Source organism: Gluconacetobacter brunescens (genome assembly GCF_048695475.1).
Lineage (GTDB): Bacteria > Pseudomonadota > Alphaproteobacteria > Acetobacterales > Acetobacteraceae > Gluconacetobacter.
This window is the reverse complement of the sequence record NZ_JBLHEN010000001.1, coordinates 973,937-989,807: the sequence shown is the minus strand read 5'-3', so window position 1 is coordinate 989,807 and position 15,871 is coordinate 973,937. Positions and strand designations below refer to the sequence as shown.

Sequence of the window (15,871 nt, the reverse complement as noted above, 5' to 3'; positions counted from 1 at the left end):
ATGGTCGCGCGTTCGCGCCGGTCGGGCGCGGCCGATCCTGACGTCGCTTCCCTGTGGGGCGCCCTGCTGTCCGGAGTCCGCATGGACCAAATACCGCCCCCGTCTTCGTCCCAGTCTTCGCCCCCGTCTTCTCCTGTCCTGCCCCGTGCGACAGGCGGCGTGGGAGATCCTGTCTTCGCGGGGCTGGTGCGGCTCTCCGGGTGGCTGATCCTGGCGATCATGGGCGGTCTGATCGCGGTTCTGGCGTGGGGCGGGCTTTCGGCGTGGTCTTCGTTTGGGCCGGGCTTTGTGTGGAGCACGGCGTGGAACCCGGTGACGCAGCATTTCGGGGCGGCGGCGCCGGTATTCGGCTCGGTGATGACGACGCTGCTGGCGCTGGTATTCGCAGTGCCGCTGGCGTTCGGGATCGCGTTCTGGCTGGTCGAGATGGCGCCCGCGATGGTGGCGGGGCCGATCGGGATGGCGGTGCAGTTGCTGGCGGCGGTGCCGTCGATCATCTTCGGGATGTGGGGCTTCTTCGTGATCGTGCCGGTGATGGCGCATTACGTGCAGCCGTGGGCGCGGGTGCATCTGGGGCATATTCCGGGGGTCGGCATGTTCTTCCAGGGGGCGCCCTACGGCACCGGGATGCTGACGGCGGGGCTGGTGCTGGCGGTGATGGTGACGCCGTTCGTCTGCGCGGTGATGCGCGACGTGTTCGTGGCGATGCCGGCGCAGATCCGCGAGAGCGCGTATGGGCTGGGGGCGACGCGGTGGGAGGTGATGCGCAGCGTGACGCTGCCCTGGTCGCGGCCGGCACTGATCGGCGGGATCATGCTGGGGATGGGGCGGGCGCTGGGCGAGACGATGGCGGTGACGTTCGTGATCGGCAACACCAACCGGATCGGCTGGTCGCTGTTTTCGCCGGGGAACACGATTGCCTCGCTGATCGCGCTGGAATTTCCCGAGAGCCCGGCGGGGAGCCTGAAACTGGCGTCGCTGCTGGCGCTGGGGTTCATCCTGATGGTGATCTCGTTCCTGACGCTGGCCTGTTCGCGGCTGCTGCTGCGGCGGGGAGGGGCGTGAGCGCATGGACGGGACAGGGAGCGCGGTGATGGCGGGTTCGGCGGGTGCGGCCGTGGGGGCGGGGTGGAACCGCCCGGGCGGGCTGGCGCTGCGGCGGCGGCTGGTGGACCGGGTGGCGACGGGGCTGAGCATCGCGGCGACGGCGATCGTGCTGCTGGCGCTGGGGTCGATCCTGCTGACGCTGCTGGTGCGGGGGCTGCCGGGCCTGTCATGGGGCACGCTGGTGCATGCGATGGCGCCGCCGGGGAGCAATGGCGGGCTGGCGAACGCGATCGTGGGCAGCCTGGTGCAGACCGGCTTCGCGGCGGCGATCGGCACGCCGGTGGGGCTGCTGACGGGGATCTACCTGTCGGAATATGCGCGCGACGGCCGGGTGGTGGATCTGGTGCGCTTCGTGTCGGACATGATGCTGTCGGCGCCGTCGATCCTGGTGGGGTTGTTCGTGTATATGCTGCTGGTGATGCCGTTCGGGCATTTCTCGGGGCTTTCGGGGGCGATCGCGCTGGCGGTGCTGTTCGTGCCGGTGGTGGTGCGGACGACGGAGGACATGCTGCGGCTGGTGCCGCTGACGATGCGCGAGGCGGCCTATGCGCTGGGGGCGCCGAAATGGCGGGTGGTGTTGCAGGTGTGCCTGCGGGCGGCGCGCGGTGGCGTGCTGACGGGCATCCTGCTGGCGGTGGCGCGGGTGTCGGGCGAGACGGCGCCGCTGCTGTTCACCTCGCTGGGGAACATGAACTGGTCGCTGGACCCCGGGGCGCCGATGGCGAGCCTGCCGGTGGCGATCTATCAATATGCGGGCTCGGCCTATGACGACTGGGTGCAGTTGGCCTGGACGGGGGCGCTGCTGATCACGGCGGGGGTGCTGGCGCTGAACGTGCTGGTGCGGCTGTGGAGCCGGCAGGCCGGTTCCGGGCGCTGACGCTGAACCTGACGGGTTGGGAATACGATTTATGGATGGGACGGTGATGCAGGACGCGGCGTTGGCGGTGCGGGGGCTGGATTTCTGGTATGGGGCGAACCACGCGCTGAAGGGCATCACGATGGATTTCCCGGCGCGGCGGGTGACGGGGATGATCGGGCCGTCGGGCTGCGGGAAATCGACGCTGCTGCGGGTGCTGAACCGGATGTATGACCTCTATCCGGGCCAGCGGGCGACGGGGGAGGTGCTGTTCGACGGGCGGAACATCCTGTCGTCGGACCTCGACCTGAACGTGCTGCGGGCGCGGGTGGGGATGGTGTTCCAGAAGCCGACGCCGTTTCCGATGTCGATCTACGAGAACATCGCGTTCGGGGTGCGGCTGCATGAGCGGCTGTCGCGCGCGGAGATGGACGCGCGAGTGGAGGACGTGCTGCGGCGGGTGGCGCTGTGGGGCGAGGTGAAGGACCGGCTGGGGGCGTCGGCGACGGCGCTGTCGGGCGGGCAGCAGCAGCGGCTGTGCATCGCGCGGACGATCGCGACCCGGCCGGAGGTGATTCTGCTCGACGAGCCGACCAGCGCGCTGGACCCGATCTCGACGGCGCGGATCGAGGAACTGCTGGACGAACTGAAGGGCGAGTTCACGATCGCGATCGTGACGCATAACATGCAGCAGGCGGCGCGCTGCGCGGATCGGGTCGCGTTCTTCTACATGGGCGAACTGGTGGAGGTGGACAGTGCCGACCGCATGTTCACCGCCCCGCGCGAGCGGCGCACCCAGGATTACATCACCGGCCGGTTCGGCTGAGTTCGGCGGGCAGGGGGAAAAGGCAGCATGGTGAAGGAACAGGCGCACACCGTCAGCAGCTACGAGCAGCAGCTTGCGCAGTTGCGCGGGATGATGGTCGCCATGGGGCGACTGGTCACCCGGCAGACCGAGCAGGCGGTTGCCGCCGTTGTCGAGGGCGACACCGAGGCCGGCCGCACGGCGCAGGCGCTCGACCCGCAGGTGGACCAGATCGAGCGCGATATCGAGACGCTGGCGATCCGCCTGCTGGCGCTGCGGGCGCCGATGGCGGGCGACCTGCGCGAGATCGTGGCGGCGATGAAGATCTCGGGCGATCTGGAGCGCATCGGTGACTGCGCCGCCAGCGTCGCCAAGCGTGCGCTCAAGGTCGATGCGGTGCCGACCGATGTGCCGGCCGGGGCCCTGCGCAGCATGGGGCGGCTGGTGCAGGAGAATTTGCGCCGGGCGATCGATGCGCTGGACCAGCGCGACAGTGCGCGCGCGGTCGAGGTCTGGCAGTCGGACGCGGCGGTGGACGAGCTTTATACCGCCATGTTCCGCGAGCTGGTGACCTACATGATGGAGGACCCGCGTACCATCCGGTCCTGCACCCATCTGCTGTTCATCGCCAAGAATCTGGAGCGGATCGGCGATCATGCCACCAATATCGCCGAGCGGGTCTACTACGCCGCCACGGGGGAGATGCTGCCGACGGAGAGGCCGCGCGGCGGCGCGTCCGTCCGCTGACGGCGGCTGCGGGACGCTGCAAGGGGGGCGAGATGCGCGCCGGATCGCCGGGAGGAACCCGTGTGGGGCGGCGCTTCAGGCATGCGGCCTGATGGTGGCGGCCATGCTTACATTTCGTAGCATAAAGGTCTGATTTCGAACCTGCTTCCTATGGTTAGATTTCGGGGATGGACCGGGGGAGACTCCGTGCCTGTTACGGAAATAGAGGCGCACATATGTTCAAGAAGACGATCCTGGCGGTGACGGTCATGGCGGGCCTGTCGGCGACCGTGGCCCACGCGCATGATATGCCCCAGCCTCCGCCGGGCCCTGGGCCGGGTCCTGGCATGCATGGCGGCTGGGGGCCGCGCGGCGGCATGGACGTGCTGGCCGGGCTGAAGCTGACGCCCGCGCAGCACAAGCAGATCCATGCGATCCTGAAGGCCGCGCGCAAGGACAAGCGGGCGGACTGGAAGCAGGAAGGCGCGCTGCATGAGCAGATCCGCGACCTGCTGCTGGCACCGGGCCCGGTCGATCGCGCGAAGCTGACATCGCTGACCCAGCAGATCGAAACCCTGCATCAGGCCAATATCGACAGCCGGCTGGATGTGGCGGTCAAGATCCATGACATCCTGACCCCGGCGCAGCTTGCCGATGCGAAGGCGCGCGAGGACAAGATCCGTTCGCTGCGCGACCAGTTGGACGAACTGACCGCGCCGCCTCCGCCGCCCCCGTCGGGCAAGGGCGCGCCCAAGGATGACGACGCGAACTGAAGCCAGACCATGAATGCGCGCCGGTGGTGAGCCGGCGCGCATTTTCCGCGCCCTGGCGCGCGGAAACGGAGGCCGGCGCGGATGGCGCGAAGACGCGCCGGGCCGGAATCGTTGACAGCGTGTGGGGAGGGGCGTAAAGCCTCCCCGGAAATCAGGACCGCCGCCTCGCGAGTGTTCGCGCAGTGGCGCGATATCTTTTGGGGTGAACGTCCTTTGTTCGAGGCGCTGTCAGGTAAGCTTTCCGGTGTGTTCGACGGCCTCGCCAAGCGCGGTGCGCTGTCCGAGGCCGATGTCGCCGAGGCGATGCGCGAAGTGCGCCTGGCGATGCTGGACGCCGACGTGGCCCTGCCGGTCGTCAAGGATTTCGTCAACAAGGTGCGCGAGCGTGCCGTCGGGCATGAGGTGCTGGACAGCATCTCGCCGGGCCAGGCCGTCGCCAAGATCGTCAATGATGCGCTGATCGACGCGCTGGGCGGCGCGGGCGCGGTGCCGCTGAACCTGAATGCCGTGCCGCCGGTGCCGATCCTGATGGTCGGCCTGCAGGGCTCGGGCAAGACCACGACCTCGGGCAAGATCGCCCTGCGGCTGGCGACCCGCGAGCGCAAGAAGGTGCTGCTGGCCAGCCTGGATACCCAGCGCCCGGCCGCGCAGTTGCAGTTGCAGCAGCTTGCCGAGCGCGCGGGCGTGCCCTCGCTGCCGATCGTGCCCGGCCAGACGCCGGTCGAGATCGCCCGGCGGGCCATGGATACCGGGCGGCGCGAAGGTTTCGACGTCGTCATCCTCGACACCGCTGGCCGCCTGTCGATCGACGAGGCGCTGATGAACGAGGTGCGGGAGATCCGCGCCGAGACGTCGCCGACCGAAACCCTGCTGGTCGTCGATGCGATGACCGGGCAGGATGCCGTCAATACCGCCCGCGCCTTCAACGAGGCCGTGGGTGTGACCGGCGTGGTCATGACCCGGATGGACGGCGATGCCCGTGGCGGCGCCGCGCTGTCGATGCGGGCCATAACCGGCGCGCCGATCAAGCTGACCGGTTCGGGCGAGAAGCTGGACGCGCTGGAGGAGTTCCACCCCGAGCGCGTCGCCGGCCGCATCCTGGGCCTGGGCGATATCGCTGGCCTGGTGGAAAAGGCCGCCGACACCCTGGACCATGAAGAGAGCGAGAAACTCGCCCTCAAGATGATGCAGGGCAAGTTCGACCTGGACGACTATGCCGCGCAGATCCGCCAGATCGCGAAGATGGGCTCGCTGTCGGGGATTCTCGACATGCTGCCCGGCATGGGCAAGGTCAAGCAGGCGCTGGGCGACAAGGACCTGGATACCTCGGTCCTGAAGCGGCACCAGGCCATTATTTCGTCCATGACCCGGGCGGAGCGCAAGACGCCCGCCATCATCAAGGCGTCGCGCAAGAAGCGCATCGCCGCCGGGTCGGGCAGCACTGTTCAGGACGTCAACCGGCTGCTGAAGCAGTTCGATGACATGTCCACGATGATGAAGCGGATCAGCAAGCTGGGCATGAAAGGTCTCATGCGCCAGGGGATGTCCGCTCTCATGCCCAAGGGGCCGAAACCGCCCGGCGGCCGTCCGTTCGGCTGACGCGATCGACCCGATCGTTTCGTCCCTCTACCGCATTCCGCACGTTTTCATTTCGGAGAATTGCCTCAATGAGCCTGAAGATCCGCCTCGCCCGCGCCGGCGCGAAGAAGCGCCCCTACTACCACATCGTGGTGGCCGACAGCCGTTCGCCCCGCGACGGCCGTTTCGTCGAGAAGGTGGGCGCCTATAACCCGATGCTGCCCTCCGACCATGCCGACCGCATCCGTCTGACCAGCGAGCGCATCACGTACTGGCTGTCGCAGGGCGCCCTGCCGACCGACCGCGTCGCCCGCTTCCTGGGCAATGCCGGCCTGATGGCGAAGCCGGTCTACACCGAGCAGCCGAAGCAGTCCGCGCCGAAGAAGCGTGCGCAGGAGCGTGCCGCCGCTGCCGCCGCCGCTGCTGCCGCCACGGCCTGAGCCCGCGGGCGGATAGAGACACGGGCGGGCTGAACCGGTGGATCGCGAGCGTATCCTGATGGGTGTGGTGGGGCGGCCGCATGGCGTGCGGGGGCTGGTGCGCGTGCACAGCTACGCCGCCGTGCCGGAAGACCTGACGTCCTATGGAACGCTGACCGACGACCGGGGGCAGGTCTGGACCCTGCGCTGGCGTGGTGACGGCATTGCCGAACTGCGCGACGCGGCGGGCCAGCCCGTGGCCTCGCGGGAGGCCGCGCAGGCGCTGGTCAACCGCCGCCTGTATGTTGCGCGGGCCAGCCTGCCGGAGCCGGATCAGGACGAATTCTATTTCACCGACCTGATCGGCCTGGCTGTCCATGAACAGGGCGGCAACGCCCTGGGGCGGCTGCTGGTCGTCCATGATTACGGCGCCGGGGTCAGCCTGGAAATCGGTGGGGAGGGGCGTGCGCCCCTGATCCTGCCGTTTACCCAGGCCTGTTTCCCGGTGATCGACATCGCCGCCGGCCGGATCGAAGCGGTTCTGCCGGACGAGGTCGAGGTGCAGGGCGACCTGTCGCCGGAGGCCGGGGCGGTTTCCCCTGCCGTCGGAGAGGCGTCATGACCTGGCAGGCGACCGTCCTGACGCTGTTTCCCGGCATGTTTCCCGGTCCGCTCGGCCAGTCGCTGGCCGGACGGGCGCTGGAGGACGGGCTGTGGTCGCTCGATCTGCGCGACCTGCGGGAATACGGCCTGGGGCGGCATCGGACGGTGGACGACACGCCCTTCGGGGGCGGGGCCGGCATGGTCATGCGTCCGGATGTGGTGGCCACCGCGATCCGCGACGTGGCGCCCGCCGGGCGGCCGGTGATCTACCCGACGCCCCGTGGGCGCCCGCTGCGCCAGGACGACGTCCGTCGCCTGACCGGCGGCCCCGGCGTGGTGGTGCTGTGCGGGCGCTACGAGGGGGTGGATGAGCGGGTGCTGGAGGCATGCGCCGTCGAGCAGGTCTCGATCGGCGATTACGTGCTCTCCGGCGGGGAGATGGCGGCCCTGGTGCTGCTGGATTCCTGCGTTCGGCTGATCCCCGGCGTCATGGGCTCGGACGCCAGCGGCACGGAGGAGAGCTTCTCCGACGGGCTGCTGGAATATCCGCATTATACCAAGCCGGCGAGCTGGGAAGGGCGCGATGTGCCCGACATCCTGCTGTCCGGTCATCACGCCGCCATCGCCCGCTGGCGGCAGACTGAATCCGAGACGGCGACCCAGGTCCGCCGGCCCGATCTCTGGGCCGCGTATCGCCGCCGCACCGGCCAAGACACGTCCGATCCGGTCAGCCATGCGGCTGATCCCGACCGGCTGCACTGATTAGACTGTTTTGAAACGAGGAACCCGATCATGAACATTATCCAGCAGTACGAGGCCGGTGAGATTGCCCGCCTCTCCGCCGAGCGCGCGGTCCCCGAATTCGGCCCCGGCGACACGGTCCGCGTGTCGGTCCGCGTTGTCGAAGGCGAGCGCAAGCGCGTCCAGGCCTATGAAGGCGTGGTGATCGCCCGTTCGAACAAGGGGCTGAACAGCAACTTCACCGTGCGCAAGATCTCGAACGGCGAAGGCGTGGAGCGCGTGTTCCCGCTCTATGCGCCGACGATCGCCGAGATCAAGGTCGTGCGTCGCGGCGCCGTGCGTCGTGCGAAGCTGTATTACCTGCGCGGCCGTCGCGGCAAGTCGGCGCGTATCGCCGAGCGCGCCCGCGAGACGGTGACGGCCACGGCCTGATCACCATCTGATACGCGATGCGCCCACGACGGCTGCGGCCGGCGGGTGGCGCATCGCCCTGATTCCACGGGTTCGTTCCTTCGCCGTCCGCGTGGCTTCGCGGGCGGCGGGGCCGTACCCCGCCATGCCGTTCCGAAGGGGGAAGACCGATGGCCGCACGTACGCTGTTCGACAAGATCTGGGACAGTCATGTCGTGGAACGGCTCGAGGACGGCACGGCCATTCTCTATATCGACCGGCACCTCGTGCATGAGGTGACGAGCCCGCAGGCGTTCGAGGGGCTGCGCCTGAGCGGCCGCCGCCTGCGCCGGCCCGATGCCACCATCGCGGTGGTGGACCATAACGTGCCGACCTCGGACCGCACCCTGCCGATCGAGGAGCCGGAAAGCCGCAACCAGATCGAGACGCTGGAGCGCAACGTCCGCGAATTCGGCGTGCCGTATTTTCCGCTTCTGTCCGAACGGCAGGGCATCGTGCATGTGGTGGGGCCGGAGCAGGGGATTTCGCTGCCCGGCATGACCATCGTCTGCGGTGACAGCCATACCTCGACCCACGGCGCCATGGGCGCGCTGGCGTTCGGCATCGGCACGTCCGAGGTCGAGCATGTGATGGCGACCCAGACGTTGTTGCAGAAGCCAGCCCGCAACATGAAGGTGGTGGTCGAGGGCACGCTGGGCCCGGGCGTGACCGCCAAGGACGTGATGCTGGCGATCATCGGCACCATCGGCACCGCCGGCGGCACCGGCTATGTGATCGAGTTCGCCGGCTCGACCATTCGCGGGCTGGACATGGCCGGGCGGATGACGATCTGCAACATGTCGATCGAGGCGGGTGCCCGTGCCGGGCTGGTGGCGCCGGACGAGACGACGTTCGACTATGTGCGCGGCCGGCCCTTCGCCCCGCAGGGCGAGGCGTTCGAGCAGGCGGTGGCCTACTGGAAGACGCTGGCGGCCGACGAGGGCGCCCATTACGACAAGATCGTGGAACTGCGGGCCGAGGATATTCCGCCGGTCCTGACCTGGGGCACCAGCCCCGAGACGGTGATCCCGGTTTCCGGCACGGTTCCCGACCCGGCGGCGGAGAGCGACGAGGCGAAGCGCGCGCAGATGCAGCGCATGCTCGACTATATGGGGCTGGAAGCCGGGCAGAAGATTGCCGGGATGCCGGTCGATGTCGTCTTCATCGGTTCCTGCACCAACAGCCGGATCGAGGATCTGCGCTCGGCGGCTTCGATCGTGGCCGGGCGGCATGTGGCGCCGGGCGTGCGGGCCATGGTGGTGCCGGGTTCGGGCGTCGTGAAGGCGCAGGCCGAGCGCGAGGGGCTGGACCGGGTCTTTCTCGATGCCGGTTTCGAATGGCGCGAGGCCGGGTGCTCGATGTGCCTGGGCATGAACCCCGACCGGCTGACGCCGGGGCAGCGCTGCGCCTCGACCTCCAACCGCAATTTCGAGGGGCGCCAGGGGCCGGGTGGGCGCACCCATCTGCTCTCGCCCGCGATGGCGGCGGCGGCGGCGGTGACGGGACATCTGACGGACGTGCGGGAGCTGATCTGAGCCATGGATAAATTCACCGTCCTGACCGCGATCGCGGCACCGCTGCCCGAAGCGAATATCGACACCGACAAGATCATCCCGGCGCGGTTCCTCAAGACCACCAAGCGCTCCGGCCTGGGCGTGCATGCGTTCGACGGCATGCGCTACAATCCGGACGGGTCGGAGAAGCCGGATTTCGTGCTGAACCGGGAGCCGTATCGTAAGGCGGGCATCCTGATCACCCATGATAATCTGGGCTGTGGTTCGTCGCGCGAGCATGCGCCGTGGGCGCTGCTGGATTTCGGCATTCGTTGCGTGATCGCGCCGTCCTTCGCGGACATCTTCTTCAATAACTGCTTCAAGAACGGCATCCTGCCGATCCGTCTGCCGCGCGAGATCTGCGATGCGCTGATGGACGATGCGCGGCTGGGCGCCAATGGCCGGCTGACGGTCGATCTGGAGCGCCAGGTGGTGGTGCGCCCCGATGGCGAGGAGATCGGCTTCGAGATCGACCCGCTGCGCAAGCATCTGCTGCTGGAAGGGCTGGACGATATCGGCCAGACGCTCCAGCACGAAGGGGCGATCAGCACGTTTGAAGCCGCGCGTGGGCAGGCCCAGCCTTGGCAGACGCGGATCGTCATCGACTGACCGCCGCACGCGCCGCCTATTTGTCACGACAGGAAAACGAGAAATGACCGTTACCAAGAAGCTCCTTGTCCTGCCCGGCGACGGGATCGGCCCCGAGGTGATGAACGAGGTCGCGCGCGTCGTGGCGTGGATGGGCCGTGCGCGCGGGATCGCCTTCGATATTTCCGAAGACCTGGTCGGCGGCGCGTCGCTGGCGGTGCATGGCGTGCCGATCCGTGACGAGGTGATCGTGGCCGCCCGCGCGGCGGATGCGGTGCTGTTCGGCTCGGTCGGCGATCCGAAATGGGCGTCGGTCGGTTTCGACCTGCGGCCCGAGGTCGCGATCCTGAAGCTGCGGCAGGAACTGGGGCTATTCGCCAATCTGCGCCCCGCCAAGGTGTTCGATGCGCTGGCCGAGGCCAGCACGCTGAAGCCCGAGGTGGTGGCCGGGCTGGACATCATGATCGTGCGCGAATCGGTGGGCGGCATCTATTTCGGCACGCCGCGTGGCATCGAGACACTGCCGGACGGCACGAAGCGCGGCATCAATACCGAAGTTTATACCACGTCCGAGATCGAGCGCGTGGCGCGGGTGGCCTTCGACCTGGCGCGCCAGCGCGGCAACCGCGTCTGCTCGGTCGAGAAATGCAACGTGATGGAGAGCGGCCTTCTGTGGAAGGAGGTCGTGACCGATCTGCATGCCCGCGACTATGCCGATGTGGAACTGACCCACATGCTGGCGGACAATTGCGCGATGCAGCTTGTGCGCAATCCGCGCCAGTTCGACGTGATCGTGACCGGCAACCTGTTCGGCGACCTGCTGTCCGACCTGGCGTCGATGCTGACCGGCAGCCTGGGCATGCTGCCTTCGGCCACGCTGGGGGCGGTGGACGGCGAGGGAAAGCGCCCGGCGCTGTACGAGCCGATCCATGGCAGCGCGCCGGACATCGCCGGCAAGGGGATTGCCAATCCGCTGGCGCAGATCCTGTCGTTCGCGATGCTGCTGCGCTATTCCTTCGCGATGGAGGCGGACGCCGCGCTGATCGAGCAGGCGGTGGCCAATGTGCTGGCCAGCGGGCTGCGCACCGCCGACATCATGAGCCCGGGCATGGCCCAGGTCGGCACGTCCGTGATGGGCGAGGCCGTGGTGCGTGAACTGGACAAGCTGAACGGCTGATCCCATCCCCGGCCGCTCCCCGGATCAGGGGACGGCCGGGCTTCCCATGAGCCCGGGCATCTGGAATGCTCCGGATCATGCGCTCGTTTCGAATCGTTATCGCTGGATTCGCGATGCTGGCCGCCGTGCCGGCCGTCGCTTCCTCCGCCTCCGCCCCGTCCGCCGATGCCTTGTCCGAAGTGCGCGGCAAGGCCGCCTTGTCGTGGGTGGACCAGCAGAACCAGCGCACCTTCGCGGCGCTGGAGGCCGATCCGCGTTATCGCGGGTTTCATGATTCGGTGCTGCGAATCCGTCAGGACGCGCATCGCATCCCGGTGCCGGCCTTTCTCGGCGGGGCGATCTTCAATCTGTGGCAGGATGCGGCGCATCCGCGCGGGATCTGGCGCGACGCCACGCCGGAGAGCTTCCTGGCGGGGCAGCCGGCATGGACCACGCGGCTGGATGTCGACGATCTGGCCCGGCGCGAGCATCGCGACTGGGTGTTCCAGGGCGCGGACTGCCTGGCGCCCGACGATTCGCCCTGCCTGATCCAGCTTTCGGAAGGGGGCGAGGACGCGACAACCCTGCGGGAATTCGCGCCCCTCTCCGGCGGGTTCGTGCCCGGCGGTTTCCTGCTGCCCCATTCCAAGCAGGATGTGGCGTGGCAGGACCGCGACACGCTGCTGGTGGCGCGTGACTGGGGAGAAGGGGCGGCCGGCGTTGCGGGCGGGGCGATGACCCGTTCGGGCTATCCGTTCGTGGTGCGTCGCCTGCGCCGGGGGCAGGCGCTGGACCAGGCCGTGGAGGTCATGCGCGGCCAGCGCGATGACGTGTCGGTGTCGCCCGTGGCGCTGTCCGATGGGGACGGGCACCGGCTGGTGCTGATCCGCCGTGCGGTCACGTTCTTCGAGGATCGGTACAGCCTGGTCACCGGGCAGGGGGTGCGGGCGCTCGATCTGCCGGCGCGGATGGATCTGCATGGCCTGCTGGCCGGGCGGTTGATCCTGTCGGCCAATCAGGACTGGGTGTCGGGCGGCGTGAACATTTCGGCCGGCAGCGTCATCGCCGTCGATCCGGATGGGCGCAAGCCGGTGCAGGTGCTGTTTACCCCCGGTGCGCGCCAGGCGGTCGACGAGGTCGCGGTGACGGGCACGGGCGTGGTGATGACGGTGCTCGACTCGGTGCGCGGGCAGGGCTGGGTCTACCGGCCCGATGCGGCCGGCGGCTGGCATGGTGTGCGGCTGGCGCTGCCCGACATGATGTCGGTCCATATCGTGGATGCCGACCGCCGCTCGGGGCGGGCATTTCTCTCGGTCTCGGGCTTCCTGACGCCCCAGCAGCTCTGGCTGGCCGACAGCACCGATGGCAGCGCGCGGAAGATTATGGAACTGCCGCCGCAATTCGACGCGGCCGGGCTGGTGGTCGGGCAGGAATGGGCGACTTCGACCGACGGGACGCGCATTCCCTATTTCATCGTGCATCGGGCGGATATGCGCCTCGATGGTAGTAATCCGACGCTGCTGACGGCCTATGGCGGGTTCCAGGTTTCGTCACTGCCCGATTATGACCCGGTGGCCGGGCGGCTGTGGCTGGATCGGGGCGGGGTTTATGTGGTGGCCAATATCCGGGGCGGCGGCGAGTTCGGGCCGGCCTGGCATGAGGCCGGGCGGATGACCGGGCGGCAGCATGTCTTCGACGATTTTGCCGCCGTGGCGCGGGACCTGATTGCCCGGAAGGTGACCGTGCCCGCGCATCTGGGGATTCGCGGGCGCTCGAATGGCGGGTTGCTGATGGGGGTGGAACTGACCCAGCACCCCGATCTGTGGGGGGCGGTGATCATCGGCGTGCCGCTGCTGGACATGGAGCATTTCGAGACCATGGCCGCCGGGGCGTCGTGGGCTGGAGAGTATGGCAGCATGGGCGTGCCGGAGCAGCGGGCGTTCCTGGAGCGGATCTCGCCGCTGCGGGCGCTGCATGCCGGCGTGCATTATCCCGAGCCATTCATCTTTACCTCGACCCTCGATGACCGGGTGGGGCCGGTGCATGCGCGGCTGTTCGCGGCGCGGTTGCAGACGCTGGGGGTGCCGTTCCTGTATTACGAGGATACCGAGGGTGGTCATTCCGGGACGGTGAATGCAAGCGAGGTCGCGCGCGAGCGGGCGCTGGAGGCGGTGTATCTGAGCCGCCTCATGAAGTCGGGGGGCTGAAGGGGAGGCATCCGGGCATGAAAAAAGCCGGCCTCCCGAGGGAGGCCGGCTTTCTTGCGGGGATCGACGCCCGAGGGCGGATCAGAACCCTTCGCGCTCCAGGCGCTTGCGCTCCATCTTGCGGGCGCGGCGCACGGCCTCGGCAGCCTCGCGCGCCTTGCGCTCGGAGGGCTTTTCGTAGTGGCGACGCAGCTTCATCTCACGGAAGATGCCTTCACGCTGCATCTTCTTCTTGAGTGCCTTGAGAGCCTGGTCGACATTATTGTCGCGAACGAGAACCTGCACTTGGTCGCTTACTCCTGTTTGTGGCTGCCTTGGGGTTAACCACGAAAACCATGGATGGGTTACCGCCCAAGGCCCGGCCCTGCATGCGATTCCCGAATGGCGCGGAGCTATAACATGGGCCTTGCGCGAAATACAAATCATTCCGCCCGTTTCCCGCCGGCTTTGGGCGGACTATTTTACAGGCCCGCCGCGCGCCAGGCGCGGGGGTGGATGATTCCGGGCGGCCACGCCGGCAGGATGAAGGACAGACACCGTGACCTTGCTCAAGATCGCCCGGATGGGGCATCCCGTGCTGCTGCGTCGCGCCGACGACGTACCAGACCCCGCCGCGCCGGAGATCGGCCGGCTGATCGACGACATGATCGAGACGATGGAGGATGCGCGCGGGGCCGGGCTGGCCGCGCCGCAGGTGCATGTCTCGCTGCGGCTGTTCGTCTATCGCGTTCCGGCCGAGCGCAGCGCGGGGGAGGACGATCCGCCGCGCGAAGCCAGTGTGCTGATCAACCCCGTGCTGCGGCCGGTCGGTGACGAGATGGTGTTGCGGCCCGAAGGCTGCCTGTCGATTCCCGGCCTGCGCGGCATGGTGCCGCGCCATGTGCGCGTTGCCTATTCGGGTCTGGATCGGGACGGTGCGCCGGTCGAGGGCGTGGCGACGGGTTTTCTGGCTAACGTGTTGCAACACGAATACGATCACCTGGACGGCATTCTTTATCCGATGCGGATGAAGGATCTGGGCCAGATGGGATTCGACGAGGAAATCGGGCGCTACGGAGTGCGGACATGAACGGGATAGGGGCGGTGGCGGGGCTCGCGGCCCGGCTGGCCGGATGCGCGCTCGCCTGCGGCCGGGCGGGGCGGCCGGAACGCAGCCTGGCGCGCGACGAGGCGGTGTGCCGGCTGGGGGCCGTGGCGGGCGAGCGCGGATGGGGGATGGACGTGCTGCGCGAGGTCGCCGGCCCGGACGCCGACCTGCTGTTCCCCGGCGGGTCCGCCGAACTGGTCGAGGCGTGGTTCGACCTGGCCGATCGGATCATGATCGACGCCGCGCGCGGGCTGGACGAGCCGCGCCTGGGCCGGCGGGTGCGGGCGGTCATTTTGCTGCGGCTGGGGGCGGTGACGCCGGACCGGGACGCGGTGCGCCGGGCGCTGGCGGTTCTGCTCGCGCCCGGCCATGCGGGGTTGCTGGCGCGGGTCATGGCCCGCACGGTGGATGCGATCTGGGAAGCCGCCGGAGACCATGCGACCGGGATCACCCGGCAGACCAAGCGGGCGAGCCTGGGCACGATCTATGCGCAGGTGCTGCTGTTCTGGCTGGCGCGGGGGGATGACAGCGCGGCGGTGGCGGCTTTTCTGGATCGGCGACTCGCCGGCGTGGTGCGCCTGGGGCGGGCGAAGCAGGCGCTGCTGGCGCGCTTGCGGCCCGGACGGGCCCAGGCCGCGTGAGCGAACAGAAGGCGCCGGGCCGGCGGCAGGGTGCCGGGGCCGGCCTGCTGTTCCTCCGCGAGGAGGAGATGCGGCAGGCGCAGGAACTGATGATGCTGGCCTGGCGGGACTTTGGCGGGGTGGTCGATCCGGTGCTGGAATCGCTGGGGCTGGGGCGGGCCCATCACCGGATCTTGCAGCTTGTGGGCCATCATCCCGGCATCGCCGTCGGGGCGCTGATCGACCTGCTGGGCATTACCAAGCAGAGCCTGGGTCGTGCGCTGACCGACCTCCAGGCACGGGGTTATGTGGTGCAGGAGGTGGGGCGGCGGGATCGCCGGCTGCGCCTGCTGTCGCTGACCGAGAGCGGGACGGCGGTGGAGCGGCAGCTTTTCGATTTGCAGCGCGAGAAGCTGATGGGGGTGTACCGCGATGCGGGCGCCGCCGCGATTGATGGTTTTCGGCGCGTTGTGCAGGGATTGATGGACGACCGGACGCGCCGCGTGCTTGAGGACGTGGCCGCCGCGGCGGAACGGGCGCATCGTAGTGGCGCATGAGAGGCTGTTTGGAAAGCTCCGATGGTGCGCGGAAGCCGCCGCCCG

18 protein-coding genes are annotated in these 15,871 nt (G+C 68.6%); 17 read left to right on the top strand and 1 reads right to left on the bottom strand.

The genetic code is table 11. The features are described from left to right. Positions 1-81 precede the first annotated feature (81 nt). From pstC to ACMAUO_RS04250, 14 genes are all read left to right on the top strand, one after another. Positions 82-1,065: a phosphate ABC transporter permease subunit PstC gene (gene pstC, locus ACMAUO_RS04315; RefSeq protein ID WP_420355743.1), complete on the top strand. Its 984-nt coding sequence runs from the start codon at positions 82-84 to the stop codon at positions 1,063-1,065. 4 nt (positions 1,066-1,069) lie between these two features. After that, on the top strand, positions 1,070-1,984 hold the full coding sequence (gene pstA / locus ACMAUO_RS04310) for a phosphate ABC transporter permease PstA (RefSeq protein WP_420355742.1): 915 nt from the start codon (positions 1,070-1,072) through the stop codon (positions 1,982-1,984). Between the two features lie 31 nt (positions 1,985-2,015). Next, complete coding sequence (gene pstB, locus ACMAUO_RS04305; RefSeq protein ID WP_420355741.1) at positions 2,016-2,789, top strand: phosphate ABC transporter ATP-binding protein PstB; 774 nt, start codon at positions 2,016-2,018, stop codon at positions 2,787-2,789. 27 nt (positions 2,790-2,816) lie between these two features. Beyond that, a complete protein-coding gene (phoU, locus tag ACMAUO_RS04300; protein ID WP_420355740.1) occupies positions 2,817-3,515 on the top strand; it encodes a phosphate signaling complex protein PhoU in 699 nt (232 codons plus the stop codon). A gap of 215 nt (positions 3,516-3,730) precedes the next feature. After that, positions 3,731-4,267: a Spy/CpxP family protein refolding chaperone gene (locus ACMAUO_RS04295; RefSeq protein ID WP_420355739.1), complete on the top strand. Its 537-nt coding sequence runs from the start codon at positions 3,731-3,733 to the stop codon at positions 4,265-4,267. A 213-nt stretch (positions 4,268-4,480) separates the two neighbouring features. Further along, positions 4,481-5,866 carry a signal recognition particle protein gene (gene ffh / locus ACMAUO_RS04290; protein ID WP_420355738.1) on the top strand — a complete coding sequence of 462 codons (1,386 nt, stop codon included), beginning with the start codon at positions 4,481-4,483 and terminating at the stop codon, positions 5,864-5,866. A gap of 68 nt (positions 5,867-5,934) precedes the next feature. Further along, complete coding sequence (gene rpsP, locus ACMAUO_RS04285) at positions 5,935-6,285, top strand: 30S ribosomal protein S16 (RefSeq protein ID WP_420355737.1); 351 nt, start codon at positions 5,935-5,937, stop codon at positions 6,283-6,285. 37 nt (positions 6,286-6,322) lie between these two features. Next, positions 6,323-6,886: a ribosome maturation factor RimM gene (gene rimM / locus ACMAUO_RS04280; protein ID WP_420355736.1), complete on the top strand. Its 564-nt coding sequence runs from the start codon at positions 6,323-6,325 to the stop codon at positions 6,884-6,886. Continuing rightward, on the top strand, positions 6,883-7,629 hold the full coding sequence (gene trmD, locus ACMAUO_RS04275; protein ID WP_420355735.1) for a tRNA (guanosine(37)-N1)-methyltransferase TrmD: 747 nt from the start codon (positions 6,883-6,885) through the stop codon (positions 7,627-7,629). Before rimM ends, trmD begins: the two co-directional genes overlap by 4 nt. A gap of 30 nt (positions 7,630-7,659) precedes the next feature. Beyond that, positions 7,660-8,040, top strand: coding sequence for a 50S ribosomal protein L19 (gene rplS, locus ACMAUO_RS04270; protein WP_114729415.1), 381 nt, complete (start codon positions 7,660-7,662; stop codon positions 8,038-8,040). A gap of 149 nt (positions 8,041-8,189) precedes the next feature. Next, positions 8,190-9,593 carry a 3-isopropylmalate dehydratase large subunit gene (leuC, locus tag ACMAUO_RS04265; protein ID WP_420355734.1) on the top strand — a complete coding sequence of 468 codons (1,404 nt, stop codon included), beginning with the start codon at positions 8,190-8,192 and terminating at the stop codon, positions 9,591-9,593. 3 nt (positions 9,594-9,596) lie between these two features. Further along, positions 9,597-10,220: a 3-isopropylmalate dehydratase small subunit gene (gene leuD / locus ACMAUO_RS04260; RefSeq protein ID WP_420355733.1), complete on the top strand. Its 624-nt coding sequence runs from the start codon at positions 9,597-9,599 to the stop codon at positions 10,218-10,220. Positions 10,221-10,263: 43 nt separating this feature from the next. Then, on the top strand, positions 10,264-11,376 hold the full coding sequence (leuB, locus tag ACMAUO_RS04255) for a 3-isopropylmalate dehydrogenase (RefSeq protein WP_420355732.1): 1,113 nt from the start codon (positions 10,264-10,266) through the stop codon (positions 11,374-11,376). A 77-nt stretch (positions 11,377-11,453) separates the two neighbouring features. Further along, entirely contained in the window at positions 11,454-13,562 is a 2,109-nt protein-coding gene (locus tag ACMAUO_RS04250; protein WP_420355731.1) for a prolyl oligopeptidase family serine peptidase, read from the top strand. 81 nt (positions 13,563-13,643) lie between these two features. Here ACMAUO_RS04250 and rpsU read toward each other — a convergent pair whose 3' ends face one another. Then, positions 13,644-13,847, bottom strand: coding sequence for a 30S ribosomal protein S21 (rpsU, locus tag ACMAUO_RS04245; protein ID WP_010506446.1), 204 nt, complete (start codon positions 13,845-13,847; stop codon positions 13,644-13,646). Positions 13,848-14,100: 253 nt separating this feature from the next. Here rpsU and def point away from each other — a divergent pair, with 253 nt between their 5' ends. The 3 genes from def (at position 14,101) to ACMAUO_RS04230 (ending at position 15,826) form a co-directional block, all read left to right on the top strand. Next, positions 14,101-14,631 (top strand): peptide deformylase, encoded by a 531-nt coding sequence (def, locus tag ACMAUO_RS04240; RefSeq protein ID WP_420355730.1) that lies wholly within the window; start codon positions 14,101-14,103, stop codon positions 14,629-14,631. Next, the gene (locus tag ACMAUO_RS04235) at positions 14,628-15,290 is read left to right on the top strand and encodes a rpsU-divergently transcribed protein (protein ID WP_420355729.1); all 663 of its coding nucleotides are present in this window, start codon (positions 14,628-14,630) and stop codon (positions 15,288-15,290) included. The genes def and ACMAUO_RS04235 overlap by 4 nt, the downstream gene beginning before the upstream one ends. A gap of 68 nt (positions 15,291-15,358) precedes the next feature. Further along, the gene (locus ACMAUO_RS04230) at positions 15,359-15,826 is read left to right on the top strand and encodes a MarR family winged helix-turn-helix transcriptional regulator (protein WP_420357198.1); all 468 of its coding nucleotides are present in this window, start codon (positions 15,359-15,361) and stop codon (positions 15,824-15,826) included. The last annotated feature ends 45 nt before the right edge of the window (positions 15,827-15,871 follow it).